Annotated in this window: 19 protein-coding genes; 16 read left to right on the forward strand and 3 right to left on the reverse strand. The window is 46.4% G+C overall.

The window, feature by feature from the left end; all coding sequences use genetic code 11:
* Nucleotides 1-386: 386 nt before the first annotated feature.
* From BLS14_RS03825 to BLS14_RS03835, 3 genes are all read left to right on the forward strand, one after another.
* Entirely contained in the window at nucleotides 387-1,118 is a 732-nt protein-coding gene (locus tag BLS14_RS03825) for a Stf0 family sulfotransferase (RefSeq protein ID WP_090949609.1), read from the forward strand.
* A gap of 136 nt (nucleotides 1,119-1,254) precedes the next feature.
* The gene (locus BLS14_RS03830; protein WP_090949612.1) at nucleotides 1,255-3,000 is read left to right on the forward strand and encodes an ABC transporter ATP-binding protein; all 1,746 of its coding nucleotides are present in this window, start codon (nucleotides 1,255-1,257) and stop codon (nucleotides 2,998-3,000) included.
* Nucleotides 2,997-4,766, forward strand: a complete 1,770-nt coding sequence (locus tag BLS14_RS03835; RefSeq protein WP_063563544.1) for an ABC transporter ATP-binding protein — start codon at nucleotides 2,997-2,999, stop codon at nucleotides 4,764-4,766. Before BLS14_RS03830 ends, BLS14_RS03835 begins: the two co-directional genes overlap by 4 nt.
* A 102-nt stretch (nucleotides 4,767-4,868) precedes the next feature.
* On the opposite strand, the gene cyoE is transcribed toward BLS14_RS03835, so the two are convergent.
* A complete protein-coding gene (gene cyoE, locus BLS14_RS03840; protein WP_371121420.1) occupies nucleotides 4,869-5,792 on the reverse strand; it encodes a heme o synthase in 924 nt (307 codons plus the stop codon).
* 397 nt (nucleotides 5,793-6,189) lie between these two features.
* On the opposite strand from cyoE, the gene BLS14_RS03845 reads away from it, so the two are divergent.
* From BLS14_RS03845 to BLS14_RS03860, 4 genes are all read left to right on the forward strand, one after another.
* The gene (locus BLS14_RS03845) at nucleotides 6,190-7,119 is read left to right on the forward strand and encodes an NAD(P)/FAD-dependent oxidoreductase (RefSeq protein WP_072732665.1); all 930 of its coding nucleotides are present in this window, start codon (nucleotides 6,190-6,192) and stop codon (nucleotides 7,117-7,119) included.
* 263 nt (nucleotides 7,120-7,382) lie between these two features.
* Nucleotides 7,383-10,625, forward strand: a complete 3,243-nt coding sequence (locus BLS14_RS03850) for a bifunctional cytochrome P450/NADPH--P450 reductase (protein WP_090949614.1) — start codon at nucleotides 7,383-7,385, stop codon at nucleotides 10,623-10,625.
* Between the two features lie 230 nt (nucleotides 10,626-10,855).
* The gene (locus tag BLS14_RS03855; RefSeq protein WP_063563548.1) at nucleotides 10,856-11,170 is read left to right on the forward strand and encodes a hypothetical protein; all 315 of its coding nucleotides are present in this window, start codon (nucleotides 10,856-10,858) and stop codon (nucleotides 11,168-11,170) included.
* A 227-nt stretch (nucleotides 11,171-11,397) separates the two neighbouring features.
* On the forward strand, nucleotides 11,398-12,615 hold the full coding sequence (locus tag BLS14_RS03860; RefSeq protein ID WP_072732667.1) for an MFS transporter: 1,218 nt from the start codon (nucleotides 11,398-11,400) through the stop codon (nucleotides 12,613-12,615).
* A 106-nt stretch (nucleotides 12,616-12,721) separates the two neighbouring features.
* Here BLS14_RS03860 and BLS14_RS03865 read toward each other — a convergent pair whose 3' ends face one another.
* On the reverse strand, nucleotides 12,722-14,224 hold the full coding sequence (locus BLS14_RS03865; RefSeq protein WP_176854323.1) for a carboxypeptidase M32: 1,503 nt from the start codon (nucleotides 14,222-14,224) through the stop codon (nucleotides 12,722-12,724).
* 255 nt (nucleotides 14,225-14,479) lie between these two features.
* On the opposite strand from BLS14_RS03865, the gene BLS14_RS03870 reads away from it, so the two are divergent.
* The 8 genes from BLS14_RS03870 to BLS14_RS03905 all read left to right on the forward strand — a co-directional run bounded on the left by BLS14_RS03870 (nucleotide 14,480) and on the right by BLS14_RS03905 (nucleotide 23,821).
* Entirely contained in the window at nucleotides 14,480-16,087 is a 1,608-nt protein-coding gene (locus tag BLS14_RS03870; RefSeq protein ID WP_072732669.1) for an ABC transporter substrate-binding protein, read from the forward strand.
* A 91-nt stretch (nucleotides 16,088-16,178) separates the two neighbouring features.
* Nucleotides 16,179-17,129, forward strand: coding sequence for an ABC transporter permease (locus BLS14_RS03875; RefSeq protein WP_072732670.1), 951 nt, complete (start codon nucleotides 16,179-16,181; stop codon nucleotides 17,127-17,129).
* Nucleotides 17,130-17,145: 16 nt separating this feature from the next.
* A complete protein-coding gene (locus BLS14_RS03880) occupies nucleotides 17,146-18,069 on the forward strand; it encodes an ABC transporter permease (RefSeq protein WP_371121291.1) in 924 nt (307 codons plus the stop codon).
* Nucleotides 18,047-19,063: an ABC transporter ATP-binding protein gene (locus BLS14_RS03885; RefSeq protein ID WP_072732671.1), complete on the forward strand. Its 1,017-nt coding sequence runs from the start codon at nucleotides 18,047-18,049 to the stop codon at nucleotides 19,061-19,063. Before BLS14_RS03880 ends, BLS14_RS03885 begins: the two co-directional genes overlap by 23 nt.
* Nucleotides 19,041-20,030, forward strand: coding sequence for an ABC transporter ATP-binding protein (locus BLS14_RS03890; RefSeq protein ID WP_063563553.1), 990 nt, complete (start codon nucleotides 19,041-19,043; stop codon nucleotides 20,028-20,030). The genes BLS14_RS03885 and BLS14_RS03890 overlap by 23 nt, the downstream gene beginning before the upstream one ends.
* A gap of 15 nt (nucleotides 20,031-20,045) precedes the next feature.
* Complete coding sequence (locus tag BLS14_RS03895; RefSeq protein ID WP_090949619.1) at nucleotides 20,046-21,299, forward strand: M20 metallopeptidase family protein; 1,254 nt, start codon at nucleotides 20,046-20,048, stop codon at nucleotides 21,297-21,299.
* Entirely contained in the window at nucleotides 21,292-22,998 is a 1,707-nt protein-coding gene (locus tag BLS14_RS03900; protein WP_090949621.1) for a M28 family peptidase, read from the forward strand. Before BLS14_RS03895 ends, BLS14_RS03900 begins: the two co-directional genes overlap by 8 nt.
* 58 nt (nucleotides 22,999-23,056) lie before the next feature.
* Nucleotides 23,057-23,821: an SDR family NAD(P)-dependent oxidoreductase gene (locus BLS14_RS03905; RefSeq protein WP_090949623.1), complete on the forward strand. Its 765-nt coding sequence runs from the start codon at nucleotides 23,057-23,059 to the stop codon at nucleotides 23,819-23,821.
* Nucleotides 23,822-23,870: 49 nt separating this feature from the next.
* On the opposite strand, the gene BLS14_RS03910 is transcribed toward BLS14_RS03905, so the two are convergent.
* Entirely contained in the window at nucleotides 23,871-24,821 is a 951-nt protein-coding gene (locus BLS14_RS03910) for a LysR family transcriptional regulator (protein WP_090949625.1), read from the reverse strand.
* A 219-nt stretch (nucleotides 24,822-25,040) separates the two neighbouring features.
* Between BLS14_RS03910 and BLS14_RS03915 the strand changes: the two genes are divergently transcribed.
* On the forward strand, nucleotides 25,041-25,628 hold the full coding sequence (locus BLS14_RS03915) for a TetR/AcrR family transcriptional regulator (protein WP_063563558.1): 588 nt from the start codon (nucleotides 25,041-25,043) through the stop codon (nucleotides 25,626-25,628).
* The last annotated feature ends 8 nt before the right edge of the window (nucleotides 25,629-25,636 follow it).

Consider the following 25,636-nt stretch of genomic DNA (forward strand, 5'->3'; position numbering starts at 1 on the left):
ACGGATTACGGTGGAGCGAATACAATAAACAACAAATATGTGTGACGGGTGGTTAAGATGAACATGTTCCAGACAGGGCGAATTCTAAATCGATAACTGAATACGCATGAGCAAGTGACTTAACCAATGTTTTTTTGTGTTGGCGTTTAGACAGTCATGTTTGTGCACCCCTGTCGTGGACGCTCATCATTATTGCGTGCAGAGGAGAAATCCGGAAACGCTTCTTATTTCATATGGTTCTCTTATTGTTACAAGCTGTAGATGAACATTAGTTCATCTATGGCTTTTTTGCATGCATTCCACCCAATTTATTGCACATAGAAGGGAAATTTTGTAGTGCTTTTTGGTATGAAACTACCCCTAAGGGGAGAAAGAGAGGCAGCGATATGAAACAACCTACTCAAAGTTATACCATTTGGTTTTCCCAACGAACCGGCAGTACTTTGCTGGGTGAAGCCTTAAGTTCTACGGGTGTCGCAGGATATCCGAGGGAGTGGCTGCATTATCAGCATAAGAGCCCAGACACATTAAAGCGTGAAGATCTAGAGCAGATCTGGGATCAGGGAACAACGTCGAACGGAGTATTCGGAATCAAAATTAATTTTGAACAACGATGGATTGACGCATTCCGCAGTCTCTATAGTCTGCCAACAGCGTTATCGCGGGCTGAGGTATGGAGTACGGGTTTCCCTAATTGCACCAAGCATATTTACATGACGCGTCGCAACAAAGTCAGATTGGCTGTGTCATGGTGGAGAGCCATTGTCTCGGGTGAATGGCACCGCAAGCATGGAGACAGCCCTCAGTTACAAGATATTGCTGATCAATATAACTTTGATGCAATTAAACATCTGCTTGTGGAGAGTAACATGTGCGAAGCAGCAATTGAAGATTTCTTGTCCGAGTCAGGTATTTTGCCGCTGACGATTGTTTATGAGGATTTTATAGCAGATTACGAGGGGACCGTTATGAAAGTGCTAGAGTTTTTGGATGTTCAATCTGACGGTGTTGCCGTATCGCCCCCGTCCTTTGACCCGATCGCAGACGAGATTTCTGAACAATGGGTGCAAAGATTTCGGGAAGAATGCCAGAGGGATTGGGAGAATGTTAAATGGTAAACACACTTGGTAAGATTCATCCACGGGTTGGAAATGTTGCATTTATTGTTATTATGTATGATTCATCTTAGCGAGGAACTAAAATGCTTTGAATCACAAAATAAAATAGAAATGTTATACGAAGGGGTGAGGGGCTATGCCCAAAACAGAGAAACGCTCCATGTCCTGGCTGCTACAATATCTAAAACCCGTCAAAGGCCGATTGGCCTTGCTTATGGTGATGTTGCTGACGTCAACGGGACTGCAGCTCCTGAATCCACAAATTATCAAACGATTCATTGATACGGCCGCAAGTGGGGGAGTCCTTTCTAACCTGTTCCAGCTTGCCGGATTGTTTCTGGTTGTTGCCGTTGTAAATCAACTGATTACAGTAGCCGTAAGTTATCTGGGTAACGATGTGGCCTGGCGGGCAACGAACCGATTACGGGGAGATCTCCTGAAGCATTGTCTGCGTCTGGATATGCGGTTTCATAATGTGAAGACACCGGGAGAGATGATTGAACGGGTGGATGGTGATGTGACGAGTATCTCCAACTTCTTCGCGATGTTCATTGTGCAAGTGGTTGGGAGCTTTGTCTTGCTTGCCGGAATCCTCGGATTTATGTTCAGCGTAAACGTACCGATTGCGATCGTCATGACGGTGTTTACATTATTATCGATTCTGTTTATGGTGATCATTCGGAATCTGGGAGTAAATTCTTCCAAAAATGAGCGGGAAGCGAGTGCAACCTTGTTCGGATTAATTGAAGAGCGTATTGCGGGAATTGAAGATGTTCAAGCGAACGGGCATGTCCCGTATGTAATGAATCGTTTTTATCGCACGATGCGTGTTGTATTTAAAAAAGGAAGGAAAGCCTGGCTGCTTCGGGTTATTCCTTGGAATACGACGGTCATTCTGTTCGCCCTTGCAGTCACGGCAGTACTTCTGCTCGGTGTTCATTACTACATGCAAGGCATCATCAGCATCGGAACGCTGTTTCTGATATATCAATACACACAGATGCTTAATGATCCGATTGAGATGTTGGGCGATCAGGTTCAAGAGTTTCAGAAGGCGAAATCAGGTATGCTTCGGTCAAGAGAACTGTTGTCTTTGCGCAGTGAGATCGAAAACGGACAAGAGGATCAGCTGCCAGAAGGGCCGCTTGGTCTGGAATTCAAGCAGGTGAACTTCAGTTATAACGAGGATAAACCTGTATTGCAGAATATTAACTTTGCCATTAAACCTGGCGAACGGCTGGGCATCATCGGTCGTACAGGTAGCGGCAAGTCAAGTCTCAGTCGGGTACTTCTACGCTTGTACAATCTGGATAGCGGAACAATTCGTGCGGGTGGCAAAGATATTACAGAGCTTACCTTGCCTGCACTTTACCGTAGGGTTGGTATGGTTACGCAGGATGTACAGCTGTTCGACGGTACGTTGCGAGATAATTTAACGCTGTTCAACCAGGATGTCTCGGATCAAATTATTAAGGAGACAACGGATCGACTTGGATTAAGTCATTGGATTGAATCACAACCGGCAGGGTTGGATACACATCTGAAGGCAGGTGGTTCTTCATTGTCCGCTGGGGAAGCTCAATTGTTTGCCTTGACGCGAGTATTTCTGACTGAACCTAGCCTGGTTATTCTTGATGAGCCTTCCTCACGGCTGGATGCCGCTACAGAGAGCATGCTTCAGTCTGCCATCGATCAGTTGATGAAGCAATGTACGGGAATTATTATTGCGCATCGCCTGGCTACTTTAGAGAAGGTCGATCAGATTATGGTACTGGGTGATGGCAAGGTACTGGAATTCGGAGCCAGAGAAGCACTCGCCAGCGATCCGGCTTCACATTATGCCAGATTGCTGATTACAGGGCGAGAGGAGGAATTGGCGTGAATGTAACAGGATTTATAGGCCGTTTATTTCGATTCAGGCCTTTTCTATTTTTGATTAATGGATTGTCATGGTGCATCTTTCATTCTTTGCCGCTGGCAATAGGGATCGGGATGCAGTGGTTCTTTGACCGGGCAACGGCGGGTTCCAGTGATTATATGTGGCTGGCTGCTCCGCTGATCTTCATTGCTTTGATCAGAGCGGTAAGAGTAGGCACGTTTTTTGCCGCATTCTATGCATGGATCACGTATATCTACCATATTCAGGCCATTCTGCGTACCAACATGCTCGCTGGGATTATGCGCTGGCCAGGACGTAATCTGCCAGCTTCACCGGGGGAGGCGATGAGTCGCTTTCGGGATGATGTAGATGAAGTGGTTGAGTACGTAGAATCCTGGGTGGATTTTTGGGGAAGGCTTGTGTTCGCTATCGTATCCATCGTCATCATGGCGAACATTAACTGGAAAATCACTTTGGTAGCTGTTTTGCCACTGGTAGTCGTAACGTTGCTGAATAACTTGTCAGGTAATCGGGCTCGTCGATATGCTCAGGTCAATCGTGAGTCGACAGGACGAATTACCAGTTTTATTGCCGAAACCTTTGGAGCGGTGCAGGCACTGAAACTTGGGCAGGCAGAAGAGCATGTCTCTACTCGTTTTAACAAACTCAATGAAGAACGTCGTCAAGCCGCACTCCGGGATAATCTGTTCAAGCAGTGGATGAGATCACTTAATCAGCATGTGCTCAGTATCTGTACAGGTCTCATTCTCCTGATGTGTGCAGCTGAGATGAAATCTGGCAATTTCACCGTAGGTAATTTTGCCTTGTTCACCAGTTATCTAGCGAATATTGGCTTTAGTATCTCATTGTTTGGCTATATGGTATTTCAGCATAAACGGCTCAAAGTATCATTTGACCGGATGAGAACCCTGTTTCGTCCTGGTGAGGAAGACCGGATCATGGATTTCAGAGAGACTTATCTGAATGAAGATCCGCCTGAACTTCCTAATGAACAGAGAGATCCCAAAGAGAAGCTAAGAGAGCTGGAGATCAGCAATCTGGCGTACCAATATCCACATTCTGCAAATGGAATACAGGATATCAGCTTCCGTGTGAAGCGGGGACAATTTCTGGTCATCACTGGACGGATCGGTTCTGGCAAATCGACTCTGGTCCGCACACTTCTGGGACTGCTGCCCAAACAAGAGGGCACGATTCGCTGGAATGGTAAAGATGTAGATCCCGCTACCTTCCTGATGCCGCCCAGAGCAGCATATACGCCGCAAGTACCTCGACTGTTCAGTGATACGCTGAAAGAGAATATTGTTCAGGGCAAACAGGGCCGTACGGAAGTCGCACTTGCAAAAGCCATACGATTGGCTGTAATGGATAAGGATATTCAAAACCTGGATCAAGGACTCGAAACATCCGTAGGTCCAAGAGGTGTCATGTTGTCTGGTGGTCAGATCCAGCGCGCAGCAACTGGGCGCATGCTGATGACGGAAGCGGACTTGTTCATCTTCGATGATCTGTCCAGTGCACTGGATGTGGAAACCGAGCAACAGGTCTGGGAAGGTTTGTTCCAGGAGCCGGATGTTACATGTATTGCGGTGTCTCACCGCAGAGCAGCACTTGCGAAGGCAGATCATATCATCGTCATGAAGGATGGACGAATTGAGGCCGAGGGCAGCTTATCAGATTTGCTTGCTACAAATGAAGAGATGCAATTACTATGGCAAGGTGAGCAAACACCGGTTAAAGTGGGATAAGATAAGATATACGATATATAAAAATGAAAAAAGTCGTACAGACAACTCTTTTTGAAAGAGTTAAGATCTGTACGGCTTTATTATTCCTAATTGGGTCAATCTTTATTTGATCAGCTGTGCAATCAATGAATACGCAATGATAACCAGGAAGATAATCGTGATGTGGTTAATGGAGAAAATAAACATTTTATGTGACCATTTCTTGGTTTCTTTCTTATCGAAAGTTGCCACACTAAGAATAAGCCATGCCAAACTTACCAGAAACGCAACAATGGCAATGAACGGGCTCAGCGGCCAGAACAAGAAGCTGGAGAATAACAACAATACCAGATAAACATTTGTCTGGATGTATGTCCGTCTGATTCCTTTTACAACAGGAAGCATGGGAACGCCAGCCGCTTTGTATTCGTCAAATCTCCGGATGGCAATGCCATAGAAGTGAGGCATCTGCCACAACAGCATGGTAACAACCAAAGCCCAAATTTCATAATGACCCAGTTCTGGCGAAATGGCTGCCCAACCAATGAGTGGAGGAACAGCGCCTGAAAGACTTCCTACTTCCGTATTGTATACCGTTGTCCGCTTGGTCCACATCGTATAAGGGAACACGTACAACAACAGTCCCAATATGCCGAATACGGCAGCCGAAGGGGAAGCGATATACAACATGATGCCCCCGATAATCGTAATGGCAATACCGAGGATCAAACCTGTTTTGGTATCTACACGACCAGTTACCGTCGGACGTGTTTTGGTGCGTTCCATGATCGCATCGATATCCCGATCATACAAATTGTTAAACACCCCTGCCGCTCCGATAATCAGGGAAGACCCGATGACAGAGAGGATAATGGGTACAATATTAGCTAAAATGGATGCATCAAATACATACAAAGCCAAACTTAAACCGGCAAACATGGCGATCAGATTGGATTTGATAATTCCGATCTTGATCGTATCAAAGAATACTTTCGGAATCGAGCTAGTATACTCCAGGCTGATTTCGGGCCGTGACCCTTTATTCAATGTTTTCAAGAACTCACTTCCTATATCTATTCTTATATATCTCGTGGTCTTATTATAGCATCCAATACACTATGTGAATTAATTAACGATTTAGGTTTTAAAATAATGTCATTTGATTGTGAACAATTTAAAAACACGGTTTTTTTTAATTGTTAAAAATGATTTTCTGTGATACAGGTCATTGAAACCAAATAGCAGCGATAACAAGAAAAGAATATTTTCTTGCATGTTGAGTTTGTTTTGTTTATTGTAGACATAAGAGATCTTTAAAGGATTAGAGTGATCTCCTCTTACGTTTTTTGCTATTAGAGAATAGCTGCAAGCGACAAGGTATAATCAGTATAGGCTTTTTTTTGTAACAATAAAGGACATTGAATATCTGGAAAGGGTGTTAAATATGGATCAAAAGATGGATGTATTAATTATAGGCGGAGGACCAGCGGGTCTTAATGCTGCACTTGTACTAGGACGAGCTCGCAAACATGTTGTGGTCATAGATGATGAACGCCCGCGCAATTGGGTTACGCGTGAAACGCACGGTTTTCTGACGAGAGATGGAGCAAGTCCACGTGAATTTCGGAAGGTTGCGAAAGAACAGATTAGCGCTTACCCGTCTGTTCATTTTGTAGGGGACACAGCGACTTCAGTGACAGGAACAGATGGTGATTTTCAAGTTACAACGGCCCAAGGAGTCGTCTATCGCACGAAGAAAATTTTGTTTGCAGTGGGGAAAAAAGACCTCCCACTGGATATTAACGGGTTGAAAGAGGTATATGGCAAGAGTGCTTTTGTCTGCCCTTATTGCGATGGATGGGAATTAAGAGATCAACGGCTTGTCATCATTGTGAATGGAGCCAAGGCATTTCATATGGCCAAGACGATCTCGGGCTGGACAAGCGAGTTTACCATTTGCACGAATGGACCTGATGAATTAACGGATGAGCAGAGGGAGGAATTGAAGCAGCATGGTGTCCCGGTATGGGACTCTCCAATTCAATCTATTGAATCAAGCGATGGTATGGTGCAGCAAGTGGTGTTAGAAGATGGTACCGAAATCTCGTGCACAGGGATTTTCTTTGGACCGAAACTAACGGCTGGATCAGAACTTCCGCAGACGATAGGCTGTGAGGTTACGGATGCGGGTACGGTCGTTGTAGATGATTTCGGCAAAACGACCGTAACGGGTGTGTTCAGCGCTGGAGATGCAGCATCGGAGTTGTACCAGGCCATTACTGCGGCATCCCTTGGTGCATTAACCGCTGTAACGATTAACAGTGAGCTTAATATGGAAGCTTGGGATGAGCGCGGTAAACATTTAAACCCGTAGAATAACGATGTACGGTTTCTTGTCCAGTACTTTGCACAAACGATAAGTCAACAAAATAGATCAGATCAAAAAGGGGATTGCAAACGCGATTCCTTTTTTGTGTTTAGTAGATCTTTTACTAGGTCTTCTCTGTCACTAAGTTGGACTAGTTCCGTCCGTTATTGGCATAAGCCCAATATTTGATTTTCATCCGTTAACGGTTTATTATTGTATCAAATGATAGATAATACTATCATTTTAAACTCTGGGAGAGGGTGTTTAAAATGAGCATTGCAACTAACGTTCCACAGCCCAAAATGTACGGACCGCTCGGGAATCTGCCCTTGATTGATAAAGAGAAACCAACATTGTCCCTTGGACAGCTTGCTGAGGAATATGGACCGATATATCGACTGACCGTTCCTGGTTATTCCGGATTGATTGTATCTGGCCCAGATTTGGTGGCTGAGTTATGTGACGTGTCTCGTTTTGATAAATTTGTATACAATGAACTCGAAAATGTACGTGCCTTTGGAGGTGATGGTTTATTTACAAGCAGAACATCCGAGCCGAACTGGAAAAAGGCACATAATATTTTGCTTCCCACCTTTAGTAAACAGGCGATGAAGGGTTATCATCCGATGGTGGTCGACATAGCCGAACAATTGATAAACAAATGGGCACGTTTGAATTCCAACGACACCATTGATGTAGCAGACGACATGACACGACTTACGTTGGATACTATTGGACTATGCGGTTTCAATTATCGATTTAACAGCTTTTACAGACAGGACCACAGTCCTTTTATCGAAAGTATGGTCCGTGCATTAAATGAAGCTATGCAGAAAAGCTCGCGTTTGAAAATCCAAAATCTGCTGATGGTGAAAACCAAACGACAGTTCGAGGAAGACATCCAAACGATGTTCTCATTAGTTGATCAGATTATTGAGGAACGTAAAGCAAGTGCTGCTCCTGAAGAGGTTGACTTGCTCGCTCGTATGCTGAATGGCAAAGATCCGGCAACCGGAGAAGCGCTGGACGATGAGAACATTCGGTATCAGATTATTACGTTCCTCATTGCCGGACATGAAACGACGAGTGGTTTGTTATCATTTGCCCTTTATTTTTTGCTGAACAATCCAGAAGCACTTCAAAAGGCCTATGATGAGGTAGACCGGGTATTGGTGAGTGACTCACCACAGTACGAAGAAATCCTTCAGCTTCCTTATATCCGCATGATTCTTAGCGAATCGCTACGTCTATGGCCAACCGCCCCGGGATTTGACGTCTATGCCAAAGAAGACACCGTCATAGGTGGCAAATATCCACTGAAAAAAGGGGAGAGCTGCAGTATTCTTCTGCCTCAGCTTCACCGTGACAAAGGCGCCTGGGGAGAGGATGCAGAGCTATTCCGCCCGGAACGTTTTGAAGATACGACTCAAGTGCCTCACCATGCGTATAAACCGTTTGGCAATGGAGAGAGAGCGTGTATCGGCATGCAGTTTGCTTTATATGAAGCAACCCTTGTACTCGGTATGGTACTTAAACATTTTGAACTGGTAGACTATAGCAACTATCAGTTGGATGTGAAACAAACGTTAACGTTAAAACCAGGCGATTTTCGAATACAGGTGAGAGCACGGACCGTTTCACCGAAACTGAGTACATCTGTTGCTCGCTCGGATGAAAAGCCGAATCAGGATCAGGGTATGCATACAAATGTAGCTGGTCATAGTGCTATGAAGGAATCGATGACGACTTCCGTAAATGCCAATCCAACCATACTGGTTCTATACGGCTCCAACCTGGGGACGGCAGAAGGCATTGCCAGAGCTTTTGCAGATAAAGCTCGTTCCTATGGAATTCCAAGCGAAGCCGCAACATTGAATGAATGGATTGGCCGTCTGCCCAAAGAGGGGATAGTTCTCATCGTGACAGCTTCGTATAATGGTAAACCTCCGCAAAATGCAGCGGCATTTATCGAGTGGTTAAAGGAAGCCGAGTCAGAGAAGGTGCAAGGTGTGACCTATGCAGTTCTGGGCTGCGGGGATCGGAGCTGGTCCAGTACCTACCAGAGCATTCCTCGATTGGTCGATGAGAAGCTTGCGAGCTTGGGAGGCAACAGGCTGTTACCTCGGGGAGAAGCCGATGCAGGCGGGGATATGGAGAAACAAGTGGAAGAGTGGCAGCGGATGTTGTGGCCCCAAATGTTAAAAGCGTTGGGGATTAGCGAGGAATCTATGGAGCACTCCTCACGAAGTACAATTCAAATGGAATTTGTTCGCGAGAAAGCCGATCTGCCACTTGCACAAACCTACAATGCCAGCTATGCCACTATAGTGGTAAATGAAGAGCTTCAGGCCATGGATAGTGGGCGGAGTACACGTCATATTGAGATGCTGCTGCCTAAAGGCATGACCTATAAAGAAGGCGATCATCTTGGCGTATTGCCCCTAAATGCAGATGAAATCGTGAATCGCATCCTGCATCGTTTCGGATTAAAATGGGACGTTCAGATCCAATTAACTTCGAACGAGACACAGTTGACACATCTTCCTCTGAACCGTCCTGTCAAATTGAATGAATTGCTCCGTTCCTGCGTTGAGCTGCAAGCACCTGTTACAAGAACGCAGCTGCGGGAGTTAGCTAACAATACGGTGTGCCCACCTCATAAGCGTGAGCTGGAGGCGATGCTCGAAGAGAACAACTACAGGGAACATATACTTGAAAACAGAACTACCATGCTGGAACTGCTGGAAAAGTATGAGGCCTGTAAACTGCCGTTCGAAAGATTTCTTGAACTGCTGTCTCCACTCAAACCCAGGTATTACTCTATATCCAGCTCTCCACACTTTAATGCCAAGCAGGCGAGCATCACAGTGTCCGTTTTGAAAGAGCCTGCTTGGAGCGGCAACGGTGAATTCCGTGGTGTGGCTTCATCCTATCTGGCAGACTGCCAGACGGGAGAGAGTATTTCGATGTTTGTACGTACGCCAGAACCCGGATTTGAGCTGTCAGAAGAGCCGGATGTTCCAATTATTATGGTGGGTCCAGGGACGGGTGTTGCACCGTTCAGAGGTTTCCTCCAGGCCAGATCTGTGCTAAAAGAGAGAGGATTGCTACTGAGCGAAGCACATTTGTTCTTTGGTTGCAGGAATGATTCGGATTTCATATATCGTCAAGAACTTGAACAATACGAACAGGCAGGCATCGTCAAGCTGCACACAGCTTTTTCACGTGTGGAGGATAAGCCCAAAACGTATGTGCAGCATCTGATGAATCAGGAGTGGGGGCAGTTGCTCCATTTGCTTGATGAAAAAGGGAGAATCTACGTATGTGGTGACGGAAGCCAAATGGCTCCCGCCGTCGAAGAGACTTTGAGGCAAGCATACCAGAAGGCGAAAGGTGCAACCCTTCAGGAGGCAAAAGATTGGCTCAATCAGCTCCAGGCGGAGTGCCGTTACGTTCAGGACGTGTGGGCAGGTAAAAGACCCGTTGAATCGGCTAAAGCTCCTGTAATTTGAGACACGTTAAGATGGAGGCGGCGATAAGCCGCCTTTTTCTTATGTTGTAGGATGATGTGAGAAGAGAAAAGATCAGTATGTGTTCACATCAACTAAGTTATATACTTAAAAATCAAATAATAGTTCACACATTTTACATCAAATATTTTCACTATATGACAAATATTACATTTTAATAGAAGCCTGTCTTATATGATAGAACTGTACTCCAAAACGAAAGGATGATGAAGATGAAAAAGAAACTTATGGTCGGTCTTTTAACTGTCGTTGCATGTTTCACGCTAGGCTCTACATCTTTTGCAGCTAGTGTACCTTCAACTTCAACAAGTAGTTTACCAGAAAGTACACAAGTAGTTCCTTACGCACAAAAGTATATAACCTGGCAGACCATTCTACCCAAATCTCAATTCCCAACGCTTGGTGATATCCCGGTGACAGCAAGTTATAATGTTGATCCGTACAGGGGAATACTTACATTAAAATCAGTCGATGGTCAGACAGGCTATACGTGGACTGTTACCTATGAGGGCTATGTCACCTATTAATCAATTAATCATTGAATAATGCTACCTATCCGAAAAACAGCCGCTGATCTGGAGTTTCTCATCCAGATCGGCGGCTGTTTTAATTTGGCTGATACGATCTATTGACAAAGAAAAATTTTTGACGCAATATAATAAATGAACTTTATAAAGTATATAAATAAAGAAGTTTAATCAGCATTATTGTGTTTCATTTACTTTTAATTTATATGCAGGGAAGGGATCTACTTATGGCAACTTGGTTTCTTATCATTATCTACCTTGCGTTTATCAGTCTGGGGATTCCGGACTCCCTACTAGGTTCAGCCTGGCCCGTCATGTGGCCTGAACTTGGCGCTTCGTTTGGGTCAGCAGGAATTCTGTCAATGGTTGTTGCAGCGGGAACCATCGTTTCAAGCTTGGCCAGTGGCACGGTTATTCAAAAATGGGGAACAGGCAAGGTTACGTTAATTAGCTGTTGTCTGACTGCCGGAGCACTCCTTGGATTTTCCTTCGCACCTTCATTGGTATGGCTCGTCATTCTTGCCATTCCTCTGGGTCTTGGAGCTGGAGCCGTTGATGCTGCGCTGAATAATTATGTAGCAGAGCACTACAAGGCACACCATATGAACTGGCTGCACTGTTTCTGGGGTGTGGGCGCGACGACAGGGCCTATCATTATGTCGTATTACATTGCGGAACATCATTCCTGGAGAAGCGGGTATACAGCTGTAGCCGTCGTCCAGTGCTGTCTCGTCCTGATTTTGTTTGCCACGTTGCCGTTGTGGAAGCGTGTTGCTGCAAGTCGGGAGAGTGCAAGTATGAACAACGAATCAGATCTTGTGCAAGCGGACAACACGTTAGTACAGAGTGAGAACAGACCCGAACGGAATGTATTGAAGATTAAGGGAGTCAAAAACTCACTGATTGCATTTCTGTTTTATTGTGGCGTGGAGACGACGGTCGGTTTATGGGGAGCCAGCTATCTGGTAGGAGCAAGAAACATCTCGGCGGAAACGGCTGCAGGATGGATCTCCTTATACTACGGTGGTATTACGATAGGCAGATTGATAACAGGCTTTATCACGTTAAAAATAAAAAATCGAGTGTTAATTCTGGCGGGTCAAGTGACCGCCATTGTGGGTGGAATCATTTTATTGCTTCCATTATCGATTTCGTTTGCACTGGCTGGATTTATGCTAATTGGATTGGGGCTTGCACCCATCTATCCCGGACTTCTGCATGAAACTCCAACTCGATTCGGCAAAGCGAATTCTGCCCGATTGATGGGATACCAAATGGCACTGGCGTACACAGGAACGACTTTGCTTCCTCCGCTTTTTGGCGTTCTCGCTGCGAAAACCAATATCGGATTTTTCCCGATGGTTGTACTTGTTTTCCTTATCCTGATGCTGGCCAGCTCGGAGCAAGTGAATCGTATTTTGAAGAAAAGGATTTTGAATGGGTAGAGCTGGTAGGAGGTAACAATCCATACAACATTCCATTTAAAAAATGATACACAAAAAAAGCGAGGAACTTCTCTCGCTTTTTTTGTTGTGCAGAATCACACAATCATTACAGTTCATAGAGCTGCTCGTATTTATCTGTTAAGTAATGAATCAATGGAGCGGTATCAATTCTTTTACCGGTGATGGACTTGATTAGCTCGTCCGCCGATCTTGATTTACCAAATTGATGAATATGAGTAGTTAGCCATCCGGTAATCGTCTCAATATGATCTGATTCAATCAAATGATCATAATCGGGAAGTTCGCGGCGGATGACTTTGTGTATTTGTGCTGCATAGACAAACCCGAGTGTATAGGAAGGGAATAATCCAAATCCTGCGCTCCAGTGTCCATCCTGTAAAATGCCTTCCAGATGAGTCGGGGGACGAATCCCCAGATATTCCTCATATTTATCATTCCATGCTTCAGGCAATCCTTCGTAATCCACTTCTCCAGCAATAATGGCTTGCTCCAACTCATATCGAATAATGAGATGCAGGTTGTAGGTAAGTTCATCGGCCTCAAAACGGTTAAACGTTGGTTTTACTGCGTTTAAAGCAAAATAAAAGTCATCCAAACTCACATGGCCAAACGTTTCAGGTTTGATTTTTTGTAAAATAAAATAGTTGTTTTCCCAGAAGCCTTTATGTCTGCCAATGAATTTCTCGAAAAAGATCGATTGGGATTCATGAATGCCGTACGAAGTGAAGATCCCAAGTCCAGTATGTATCAGGTTGGGGTCAATATTCTGTGTATAGAGCGAGTGGCCTCCTTCATGTAAAGCACTCCACAAGGAAACGCGAACGTCATTTTCAACAAATTTGGCTGCGAGACGTGCATCGTAAGGATTGATGGCAGAACTGAACGGGTGCACGGTTGCACCGAATTGCCCGGCATCAAAGTCGTAGCGAATGGCTTGTAACAGCTCGATCCCAAGCTGCCGCTGCTGTTCAAGTGGGAAAGGATGGTTGAATATGGATGTGTCCGGTTGTTTAGCGGAAGAGGTGACACGACGGATCAGCGGTATTAGAGCGGATTTCAGCTCACTGAAAATGCGATCCAACGTTACCGTATCCAGGTCAGGATCAAACTGCTGCACGAGTGGGTCATATGCATGCTGCTCGTATCCCCAGTATCCGGCAAACTTCAAGCTTGCATTGAAGATCTGTTTCAAATGCGGAGCGAAAATGGAAAAATCATTGGCAGCTCTGGCTTCCAGCCAAGCGACGTTTGCAAGACCTTGCTGCTGTACAAATGCCTGATATTCCTCTATCGGAATGGCACTCCAGCGTTTATACGTTTTCCAATGCTCTGCAATAATTCGCTTGGATAGCTCATCAAGTTCCTCTTGTTGTGCTGCTTCCTCTAATCGCAAACCGAATTCAGCATCGGTCTGTAACTTGAATAGTTCTCCGGCCAATGTTGCTTTGGCTCGTGCGGCGTAGGATGCGCCCTTTCGAGGTGCCCCTGTGCGAGCATCCCAGGCAAGCAGGGTTTGTACCTGTTTATAATGTTCAACCTTCTCGATATGTGCCGCAAGTGCAGCATCCAAGCGTTGTATCGTTGTCATGTTCGTGACTCCTTCCAGATAAAGGATGAAATTTAAGTTGTATATTACCATCGGAATAGTTGGAAGTACAGAGAATCACGCTTTTTCGTAGATTACAAAAAATGAATCAACACATTACGATTGCTTATTTTACAAAAGTCATCTGTTCCCTTAGCCTGAAAATACCAATTTTCACTAATCCGACATGAACACTTGTATATCATTCAGGACAGTGAAATTGGATTTAACATTATGCATGAGAGCGAGAGGGGTTACATGATGAGAAAACATACCAAGCCTGCTTTAATGATGATTCTGGCATTCCTGCTTCTGGCAGGTTGCGCTTCAGGTGGAGAAGGCCAGCAGAATACACAGGCCTCTTCAACAACCGGTGAAACTCCGGTGCAGCAGACATCGGCTGAAGGAAAGACAGGCGGCACGCTGAACATTGGCTATCCAACACAACCGGTCACACTGGATGCACATGTGTCTTCCAATACAGCGGTTAAGGATATTTCACGCGAGATCTACGAGCAGCTGGTAACGTTGGATAAAGATGCACAGGTTATTCCGCTGCTGGCTGAATCCTATGAGATCAGCGACGACAAGTTATCCTATACATTTCATCTGCGCCAAGGTGTGAAGTTTCATAATGGCAAGGAACTGCAAGCGGAGGACGTTGTCGCTTCCCTGAATCGCTGGATCAAACTGTCGAGTCATGGTAAAGCGAACTTTGTGGGTGCCGAGGCCAAAGAAACGGACCCGTATACTGTCGTACTTCAATTGAAAACACCTTTTCTGCTAACACTGCAACTTCTAGCTGATCCGATTCCCGCAGCGGCGATCTATCCGAAAGAAGTGGTTGATGAAGCAGATGATAAAGGTATCAAATCATTCATCGGTACAGGTCCGTTTCAATTGGAGGAGTGGAAGCAGGATCAATATATTCATTTGAAAAAATATGACGATTACTCCGCCCGGACCGAGCCGAGTGATGGAGCAGGCGGCAAAAAGGAAGCGTTGGTCGATGACCTGTACTTCCGCTTCGTAACAGACGAGTCAACCCGCCTTGCCGGGATTACTTCCGGGGAATACGACATTGCGCTGAATATCTCTGTGGATAATGAACAGCAGATTGCGGACAATCCCGACTTGCAAACCTTTCTCAGTCCGGGAGGCATGATTGGATATTTCTATAACAGTAATGACGGCTTGTTCAAGAACGTCAAACTTCGGCAGGCTGTCAATGCCGTTCAGAATGTGGATGACATACTGACATCGGCATTCCGTGATCCACAATTTTATGTGAAGACATCCTCTCTGGTTCTACCCGAATATCCGAATTGGTATTCAGAAGCAGGTAAGGAATCGTACAGCCAGGCTAACGCGGATAAAGCAAAGCAATTGCTTCAAGAAGCAGGCTATAACGGCGAAGAAATCAAAATTTTCACGACGAGAGATTATGTGGATCAATATAACGTAGCCGTTGTTTTGCAGCAGGAGCTGGAGTCGATTGGCGTCAAGGTTAAGCTGGATGTCTATGATTGGCCTACGTTGCAAGAAAAACTCGGGACAGGCACAGGGTGGGATATCTACCCGATGAGTTATGCATTCCGGCCTACGTTCTACCAGTATGCGTTTTGGGGAGGCGGTGCAGGGCTGCTAAAAAGCGAGAAACTGAGCGAGCTACTTCAAGGAATCCGGACGTCCGATTCAGTAGAGGCCGCAAGGCCGCTCATTGACGAATTGCAGCAATTTGTATGGACCGAAGTTCCATTCTCTCAGATCGGGCATACCAAACAGGTTACAGCGCTATCGAAAAATATCAGTGGTTTCCAGAACATTTTGGGCCCGATCTTCTGGAATACAACCAATAACAAGTAGTTATAAGGAAGGCAACGGATGAAAAGGCGTAGAATCGCTTCCACAGGAATACGCCTTTCCGTTTGCCATTGGAAAGTGAGGTGGCCCTCATATGGGTGGATATATTGTTCGTCGGTTATTGTCCTTGATACCTGTCCTTTTTGTGGTGGCAATCGTTGTGTTCTCTATCATTCATGTCACACCTGGTGATCCCGCTGCGATTCTACTGGGTGAAGAGGCGAGCAAAGCCGATATCGATGAGCTAAGAAGCAAGCTGGGGTTGGACAGACCAATCTATGAGCAATTCGGCATTTGGTTGCTGGGGCTGTTATCCGGCAATTTGGGGGAGTCCATCTTTCTGGACAAGCCTGTGACAGAGGCTTTTTTTGAACGACTGGCGCCTACATTGTCCCTTGCGATCATTGCCCAGGTGATTGGTGTGTTTCTTGCCTTGTTCCTCGGCATTACAGCGGTCAAGCGAAGAGGGACCATCGTGGACCAATCGGTGATGGGTTTCTCCATGCTGGGCATCTCCATTCCGAGTTTTCTGTTGGGTTCACTGCTGGTCATGTTCTTTAGCGTGAAGCTGCGCTGGCTTCCCGTTGCAGGGTATCAACCGTTAAGTGAGGGGCTATGGCAGCATATCAAATACCTGTTGCTCCCTGGCATCGTGCTCGGCATCATTCAGGCAGCGCTCATTACCCGAATGACAAGATCCTCCGTCCTGGATGTGATGTCCGGCAATTTTATCAAAACCGCCAAAGCCAAGGGTGTCAGAGAAAAAACGATCGTATATACACATGCGTTACGCGTTGCATTCATCCCTATTCTCACAGTTATTGGTGAATCGTTCGGTGGGCTCGTTACTGGTGCTGCGGTTATAGAAACGCTATTCAATATCCCGGGAGTGGGGCAGCTCATCGTCAATTCGATTAGTCGAAGAGATTACTCGGTTATTCAGGGCTCTGTGCTGCTAGTCACGGTAGCTTATGTGTTTGTAAATCTAATCGTTGATTTGTTGTATGGTTTGGTCGATCCACGAGTTCGATTAAGCAAGAAATGAAGGGGGTGGAGACAACTTGATAACCAATCCGGATACCACCATCGCTACGTCAGGACTTCACAAAAGGAAGAACAGGCGCATCGTATTCAGACGCTTTATGCATAATCAGTTGTTAACCACAGGGGCGGGAATTCTGCTTGTTGTTGTGCTTCTGGTAATCATGGGGCCGATACTTACACCATACGGGCCGTTACAGATTGATCCGGTGAATCGACTCAAAGGCCCCAACGGGCAGCACATATTTGGCACAGATAACTTTGGACGTGATGTATTCACTCGCGCCGTATACGGTTTGCGTATTTCAGTTGCGGTTGGTTTTGCTGTTACGGTTGTATCTTCATTGATCGGCATGATTGTTGGGCTGTTATCTGCAAGTTATTCGGTACTGGATCATATCTTTATGCGCATCTGTGATGGTTTGTTTGCTTTTCCGTCCATTTTGCTTGCCATCTCCATTATGGCGGCTCTTGGCCCGAATCCAGGCAATGTCATTATCGCTCTAAGTATTATCTTCATTCCATCGATGGCCCGAATTATTCGTTCCAAGGCGCTGGTCATTCGGGAATTAACTTATATCGAAGCATTACATGCACAGGGAGCAGGCAGCTGGCGCATCATCTGGATTCATATGGCGCCCAATACGCTGTCTCCGCTCATAATCCAATCCAGCTTTATTTTTGCCGTATCGATCTTGACGGAAGCTTCTCTAAGTTTTCTTGGAGCAGGTATTCCTTCCCCGTCCCCAAGTCTCGGGAATATGCTTTTTGACGGGAAAACGGTGATTTACAACGCTTGGTGGATGACTGTTTTCCCGGGCATTTTCCTGGTGCTCGTTGTACTGGGTCTGAACCTGTTCGGCGATGGCCTTAGAGATCTGCTCGACCCACATGCGAATAAGGTGAAAAGGGGGAGACGTCGTGGGAAAACAACCGCTGCTTGAGGTGAAGGACCTGAAAGTGTCCATTTCAACCGAAAAAGGAACCATTCACCCGGTGGAAGGTGTTTCCTTCCACGTCCTTGCCGGGGAGACGTTGGGCATCGTAGGTGAGTCCGGCTGCGGGAAAAGCGTAACCGCCGAATCCATTCTTAGACTGTTTGATGAAGATTACGTGGATTACTCGGGTGAAGTCCTCTACGAAGGTACCGATCTCTTAAGCTTGTCCAAAAGACAAATGGAACGCATACGTGGCAATGAACTCTCCATGATCTTTCAAGACCCCATGTCTTCCCTGAATCCGGTTCAGACGATTGGCAAACAAATTGCCGAGAGCTTGAAGTTGCATCAAGGCATGAATGGCAGACAGGCGCGTTTGGCTGCCGTGGACCTGCTGCGTATGACAGGTATTCCCTCACCGGAGAAGAGGGTGGATGAACATCCGCATGAAATCTCCGGAGGGATGCGACAGAGGGTCATGATTGCCATGGCGCTTGCCTGTAATCCGAAACTGCTTATTGCAGATGAACCGACGACGGCACTGGATGTGACGATTCAGGCGCAAATCCTGGAGCTGATTGAAAGTCTGCAAGCGAAGACGGGACTTGGTGTCATCCTGATTACACATGACCTGGGTGTAGTCGCGGAGACGTGTACAAGAGTGGCTGTCATGTATCTTGGACAGGTCGTGGAGGAGGCAAGCGTGGACGATTTATTTTTCAATCCCCAGCATCCGTATACGTCAGGTTTAATGAAATCCATTCCTCGTATTGATGGCGAACAGCACAGCAAGCTTCACGTCATTGAGGGAACGGTACCCGCGCTGCATCAGGTTCCAACAGGCTGTCGATTTGCTCCAAGATGCGCTTATGCGGATGAACAATGCTTACGGGCAGCGCCTTCCTTGAAACAGGTGGACGAGAACCATTCGGTACGCTGCTGGTATCCCGGAATAGCAACGATTCAGGAGGAGACACATGAACTCGAAATCATTGGTTGAGTCGAAGCCGCTGCTACAGGTTAGCAATCTGAACAAACATTTCCCTGTGCGATCTTCTTTTGGCAGAACCAAGGGGCAAGTCAAGGCCGTCAACGGGGTATCCTTTGACATCCACACAGGACAAACCTTTGGCCTGGTGGGCGAATCCGGCTGCGGTAAAAGCACACTCGGTCGGTCGATTCTCAGACTTGTTGAGCCAACATCAGGGGAAGCATTTTATGAGGGCACGGATATTCTGGGGTTAAGCAAAAAAGAACTGCGAAGCTATAGGCAGCATATGCAGATGGTATTTCAGGATCCATACACCTCGCTGGACCCTCGTAAACGCATTGGCTACTCCATTGAAGAGCCGCTATTAATCCACAAGAAGGGCAACAAACGGGACAGAATGGAAACAGCCATGTCGTTGCTGCGCAAAGTTGGATTCAGTGAAGAACATTACGAGCGGTTCCCCCATGAATTCTCAGGTGGTCAGCGTCAAAGGCTGGGCATCGCCAAAGCGTTGGCCCTTGGACCGAAGCTCATTATATGTGATGAACCCGTATCAGCGCTGGACGTATCGATTCAATCCCAAGTCATTAATTTGCTGGAAGAGGTCCAAGAAGAGCTCGGCATTTCTTATTTATTCATTGCACATGACCTTAGCGTTGTACGCCATATTGCCGACCGTATTGGTGTGATGTATTTGGGCGAGATGGTGGAGCAGGGGCCCGCGGAAGCCTTGTTCGCCGATCCTCTGCATCCTTATACCAAATCATTATTGTCTGCGGTACCGATCCCGAATCCCCGTGCCAAAAGGGAAAGAGTTGTATTAAGCGGTGAGATTCCATCGCCACTTCATCCACCTGCGGGCTGTGTTTTTCATACCCGATGCCCATACGTTATGGAGACATGCCGACAGGTCGTTCCACAGAAAAGATTCGTCGCTCCAGACCGTGAAGTGCAGTGTCATTTATACGATGAATAGAGGAGGAATGAAACAATGAGTTTTCGTAGTTCAGCCGAAAAGTGGAAGGACGAGGCTATACGGCTTCGCCGCCATATTCACCAGAATCCTGAGCTTGGTCACCAGGAGTTTGAAACAGCCAAGCTGGTTGCTCAATTTTTGGAGGATGCTGGTCTCGAAGTAGAGACGGGTGTAGGCGGCACAGGGGTTGTTGGGCTTTTGAAAGGTGGACGCGAGGGAAGAACCATTGGAATTCGTGCCGATATGGATGCACTGCCTATCGTAGAGCAGACAGGATTGCCGTTTGCCAGCGTTCGCGAAGGGGTGATGCATGCTTGTGGGCACGATGTGCATACTGCCATTCTTCTTGGAACAGCAGCGGCATTAAGTGAGCACAGGGATGAGCTTCAGGGAACAGTGAAGTTTATATTCCAGCCTGCTGAGGAAGTTCAGGGAGGCGCAACGGATCTGATTGCTGCAGGTGTTTTGCAAAATCCGGAAGTGAATGCGATCATTGCGCTCCACGTGTGGCCGGATTTGCCTGCTGGCAAGATTGGTTTGAGAAAAGGGGCCATGCTGGCAGCGGCAGATGCTTTTGATATTCGAGTGACGGGAAAAGGTGGACATGCTGCCTATCCGCATCGAACCATCGATCCGGTCATCATTGCTGCCCAGATTATAACTGCGTTGCAAACGGTAGTATCCCGAAACCTGTCTCCACTTGATTCTTCCGTCATCTCGATTACGAAACTGCAAAGCAATAGCAATGCGTATAACGTTATCGCTGGGGAGGTTCAACTCAGAGGTACCATTCGTACGCACAATCCTGAGACGCGTGAAGCTGTGCCCGTATATATGAAGCGCCTCATTGAGGCCATTGCCGAAGGGTTCGGTGGTAAAGCGGAATTTGATTACTACCGCGGCGGTTCTCCTGTAATAAACGATGATCATATCGTCGATGTGATTGAACAGGCAGCGGAAGATACTATTGGCCGGGAGGCCGTGGTGTATCTGAAGGAGCCATCCATGGGCGCCGAAGATTTTGGTGCGTATCTCGAATTTGTGCCGGGTGCCATATTCCGACTCGGCACAATAACAGAAGAAGATGCCCGTTCAGAGCTTCCCCTTCACAGTGATTCCATTATTTTTGATGAGCAAGCGATTGTTACAGGAATATCGGTTCTTGGAGAAACAGCCATCCGTTATTTGAACCAGAGCAGTGATGATGAATCAAGGGTTGCCCTGGGTGTTGCAGCAGGCAATGAGGAGAGAGGGAATCGACATGACTGAGTTGAAGCAACAGTCGGAGGTGCACTCCATACTGCATGAGATCGACCGTGATCTCCTGCTTGAATATAACAGACAGATTGCGAAGGAGATTCGTTTGTCGGGTTCCGAAGAGGAACTACGGGCTTTCCATTATATTAAGGAACAGCTTGAGGATTTTGGGTTGACCACCGAGCTTACGTTTAACAAAGCCTACATCAGTATCCCTGTCAGAGCAGAACTTAAGGTCGGCGGCATTTCTTTTGCAGCTATTACGCACTCCATGTCAGCCCAGACGGAACAGTTGAGCACGCTTTTGAGATTCATAGAGCTAAAGGATTCAGACCAGACCGACTGCGCCAATCAAGTGACAGGTCATGCGGTGGTCGTTCACGGACTTGCGAATGGGCCCACGATTTATCGTTTGCAACAGTTGGGTGCAGTAGCTGTCATATTTATCAATAGTGGTGCGTATACGCATGAAATGATCGTTTCCACCGTGTGGGGAAATCCGACACCGGAGTATGATTGCTATCCGTCCATTCCTGTTCTGTCGGTCAACCATTCGGATGGGGAGCAGATCAAGTCGTTAATAGTCGCGAAAGAAAGAGAGACTCTAGAGATTACGTTGACCGCGGAAGTGCGCACAGACTGGGTGAACATTCCGACCTTGATTGCTGAGATAAAGGGGACGGAAGAACCTAAATCCTTTGTGCTGTTTAGCGGACATGTGGATTCATGGCATTATGGGGCGATGGATAACGGCTCCGCCAATGCCGTCATGGTGGAGACGGCACGGGTATTATCATTGCATCGTAACGCGCTGCGGCGCTCCGTTCGGTTCGCATTTTGGTCAGGCCATTCCCACGGCAGATATGCCGGCTCTGCATTATACAGCGATCTTCATTGGGAAGATTTGCACGAAAACGGGGTGCTTCATATCAATATTGATTCCGTGGGCGCCAAGGGAGCGAGTCACCTCGGTGCAGCCAATACAATGTCAGAGACACGGACACTATGTGCTGATGCCATACGCACCGTAACGGATGAACCTTTTCGCGGTTCTCCGTTTGGAAGGTCGGGAGATCAGTCTTTCTGGGGTGCTGGACTTCCGTCTGCTTTTATGGGGCTGTCCTATCAGCCTGAGGGCTGGTTTGGCTGGTGGTGGCATACGACAGAGGATACGCTGGATAAAATTGATGGAGATTATCTGGCCCGTGATTGCAAAGTGTACGTAGCTGCCGTCTATAATGCTGCCTCTGCTCCCATTATTCCAATTGATCAGAGACAGGCAATCCGAACCCTTTCCGAACGAATGGGCTATTATAGAGAGCTTATCGGAGACAAGCTTGATCTTTCGCGCTTAACAAGCAGGGTCCAGCAGCTACAGAAAGCCACGGATCATTTCTATAACCGGATAGGTTCCTCGTCCCTCCCGGATGCTTCTGTTACAGAAGCGAACCGAACGATATTGTCACTTAGCAGATGGCTGGTTCCCATTAATTATGTTCGAGGCAGCCGGTATGATCATGACGCCGCAGGCAGTCATTCACTTGTGCCTGCGCTGTCAGACATCGAGCTTCTGGCGGTAGCCGAAGAAGGAAGTGAAGCCTTTTTCAGACTCCAAACATCACTTATACGTCAGGTGAATCGAATTGGTTATGAGATAAAGCAGGCAGTGCGACTTGTCGTGGAGGCCGAAAAGAATCTCGTTTGGAATTAATCTAAGGTGAAGCAGCCTGTTTACAGCAAGAACATCATGGTATAGAGGAGCGACTGTCATGCCGGAACGAACATTTGCAGGGAAAAGGGTAGTCATTACCGGAGCGGCAGGTGTATTTGGCCAATGGATTGCACAAGCATACGCCGCCGAAGGCGCGAGCCTTTATCTGTCCGATATCCGGGAGGATGCCCTAAGGAATACAGTAGATAAGCTGAAGCAGGAGGGAGTGGATGTTCACTGGCATGTAACGAATCTTGTGGATGAAAAGTCCATTAATGAATTGGTTCAAGTGGTCGAACAGCAATGGAAAGCGCCGGATATCGTCATCAATAATGCGGGAATATATCCATACCGCACACTCATGAACATGACGCTTCAACATTGGAATGAGACGATGGATCTAAATCTGGCAGCACCATTTCTGCTTACTCAGCATTTTGCCAAACAGATGATTGCGAGCGAGGTCGAAGGTTCCTTCATTAATATAAGTTCTGGGGCAGCTTCCACCGCAGGTGTCGGCATGGGGAATTATTCGGTTTCGAAAGTAGGAATCGAGATGCTGACCAAAACCTTTGCCCTGGAGTTGTCCCCCTATCGCATTCGGGTAAATGCAGTTGTGCCGGGTTATGCACCCGGCAGTGAGGTTAGTGTGATGACGAAGGAGCATACGGAACATATGATTAAAATTACACCGCTAGGCCGAACATCAGGTCCAGATGACGCTCCCCAAGCGATATTGTATCTGACTTCTGACCAGGCTTCATTTATTACAGGCAGCATACTAACGGTAGATGGTGGACGCACGGCAGGCAGACTCAAGTAGTAGTTTGCGCCCTGAAAAAGAAAATAGAATGGCAGCTGGTGAGTCAATTCTATGGCATAGCCAGCTGGGAAGGGAGTTCAAATTCAGGAACATATAAATTGCTCTGAAGCAGCGCAGCTCGAATGTCTAGCATCAGCTTTTCGCTCGCGGAACCAAGCGGTATATTTCGCTTACGCAAAATGCCTGCAATGGGCCCAACCTTGAGATCGGCAATTTTTTGGATAACTGTACCGGGAATGGCTGGGCAGATTGTTGCAATCGGAGCGATGGTTATGCCTAATTTGGCTTGTACATAATATTTGTGAGATCGGATATTACTTATTTCGATTCCCTGATAATCGCTGTCGATTTTCTCGGCCAATAGCTGCTCAATACGGATGCGAATCGGGCAATTGGGGGGTGTGAACAGAAATTGTTGTCCTTTCAGATCTGCCAAATGGATTTCATCACCCTGAGCAAATGGATGTGAATCATACAACAGCAATGCCATCGGTTCAAAAAGCAGCGGTTGAAACTCGGTTTCCATACTCGTCTCAGGAGAAGGGCAGACGGCAAAGTCAAGCTGCTCATCAATTAGCAGTTCATTAAGCAGCTTACTGTCCCCGATGCGCACACTGAGCTTAATCTTGGGATTCTGTTTTACAAAAGAAGACAGAATAGCAGGAAGCCGATGGCTGGCTGTTGGCTCAGATACTCCGATTCGTACAAACCCCGCTTGTCCCTGTTGAATGTCGGTGATCGTATTTGTCAAATACTCGTATTCCTTCAGAAGTTGATCGGCTCTGGCGTAAAATATTTTCCCCGCTTCCGTCAATTTAATCTTTTTGCCTCTATCCAGTAATTTCATACCCAGATCAGCCTCAAGTTTCTGCATATGCAGCGTAATGGCGGGTTGTGAATACTGCAAAGCTTCTGCTGCCTGTTGAAAGCTCCCGAGCTTTACAATCGTTTGAAAGGTCTTGATCATTCGCATTTCCATGGCAAACACCTTTCTATTCATTATTGTAATGATCAGTATATCATGGTTAATGCATACTATCCCAATAGGATATTATGTTTTTAAAATGTTATCAAGGATAATTTGCTCCTGTTCTTTCCGTGCACTGAATTGATAGCGCTATCACGAAAATCGGCCGAAATATAAGGGTTGACAGTGTTTTTCGAAACGGTTTTAATTATATAGACCGATTGTTATAATTCATTTAAGGATGTGGCTTTATTGAGTGAAAAGTCTAATGCTAGAGAACTAATCGTCAGCACAGCAGCCAGACTGTTTTTTTCACAAGGATATCATGCGACCGGTCTAAATCAGATTATTAAGGAGAGCAGTACGCCAAAAGGCTCGTTATATCATTATTTCCCACATGGCAAAGAAGAGCTCGCTCATGAGTGCATTCAAAAGGCCAATGAAAACATTCTGCAGAAGTTTGAAGAAGTGTTTGCCGCTCATGACAATACGGGGGATGCTATTCAGCAATTTATTCATGACTTAGCCATTGAAACGGAGGCGGCAGGTTTTACGGGTTTTCTTCCATTTAGTTTCTGGGCAGCCGTGGAGACCTCGTGCATCAGTCAACAATTGCGAATTGCCTGTCAGGACGTGTTTGCAGGATGGCAGCAAATCATTACGAAACATCTGATTTTGGATGGCATAGGTGAAAAGAAAGCACAAGAGATGGGACTACTCGTCATTTCCTTAATGGAGGGCGCATTAATTATCAGCCTGACCAACCAGGACAAACAGCCTTTGCTGACGGCTGCTGATTATTTGTCCGTTGTGGCGAAGAATGCAAAAGAGAAGCAATAAGCTTCGTA

Source organism: Paenibacillus sp. OK060 (genome assembly GCF_900101205.1).
GTDB classification, from domain to species: Bacteria; Bacillota; Bacilli; order Paenibacillales; family Paenibacillaceae; genus Paenibacillus; species Paenibacillus marchantiae.

Coding starts and splice junctions, on each gene's coding strand:
- BLS14_RS03825 (WP_090949609.1), top strand. CDS start 387: ATGAAACAACCTACTCAAAGTTATACCATTTGGTTTTCCCAACGAACC.
- BLS14_RS03830 (WP_090949612.1), top strand. CDS start 1,255: ATGCCCAAAACAGAGAAACGCTCCATGTCCTGGCTGCTACAATATCTA.
- BLS14_RS03845 (WP_072732665.1), top strand. CDS start 6,190: ATGGATCAAAAGATGGATGTATTAATTATAGGCGGAGGACCAGCGGGT.
- BLS14_RS03850 (WP_090949614.1), top strand. CDS start 7,383: ATGAGCATTGCAACTAACGTTCCACAGCCCAAAATGTACGGACCGCTC.
- BLS14_RS03855 (WP_063563548.1), top strand. CDS start 10,856: ATGAAAAAGAAACTTATGGTCGGTCTTTTAACTGTCGTTGCATGTTTC.
- BLS14_RS03860 (WP_072732667.1), top strand. CDS start 11,398: ATGGCAACTTGGTTTCTTATCATTATCTACCTTGCGTTTATCAGTCTG.
- BLS14_RS03865 (WP_176854323.1), bottom strand. CDS start 14,224: ATGACAACGATACAACGCTTGGATGCTGCACTTGCGGCACATATCGAG.
- BLS14_RS03870 (WP_072732669.1), top strand. CDS start 14,480: ATGATGAGAAAACATACCAAGCCTGCTTTAATGATGATTCTGGCATTC.
- BLS14_RS03875 (WP_072732670.1), top strand. CDS start 16,179: ATGGGTGGATATATTGTTCGTCGGTTATTGTCCTTGATACCTGTCCTT.
- BLS14_RS03890 (WP_063563553.1), top strand. CDS start 19,041: ATGAACTCGAAATCATTGGTTGAGTCGAAGCCGCTGCTACAGGTTAGC.
- BLS14_RS03895 (WP_090949619.1), top strand. CDS start 20,046: ATGAGTTTTCGTAGTTCAGCCGAAAAGTGGAAGGACGAGGCTATACGG.
- BLS14_RS03900 (WP_090949621.1), top strand. CDS start 21,292: ATGACTGAGTTGAAGCAACAGTCGGAGGTGCACTCCATACTGCATGAG.
- BLS14_RS03905 (WP_090949623.1), top strand. CDS start 23,057: ATGCCGGAACGAACATTTGCAGGGAAAAGGGTAGTCATTACCGGAGCG.
- BLS14_RS03910 (WP_090949625.1), bottom strand. CDS start 24,821: ATGAATAGAAAGGTGTTTGCCATGGAAATGCGAATGATCAAGACCTTT.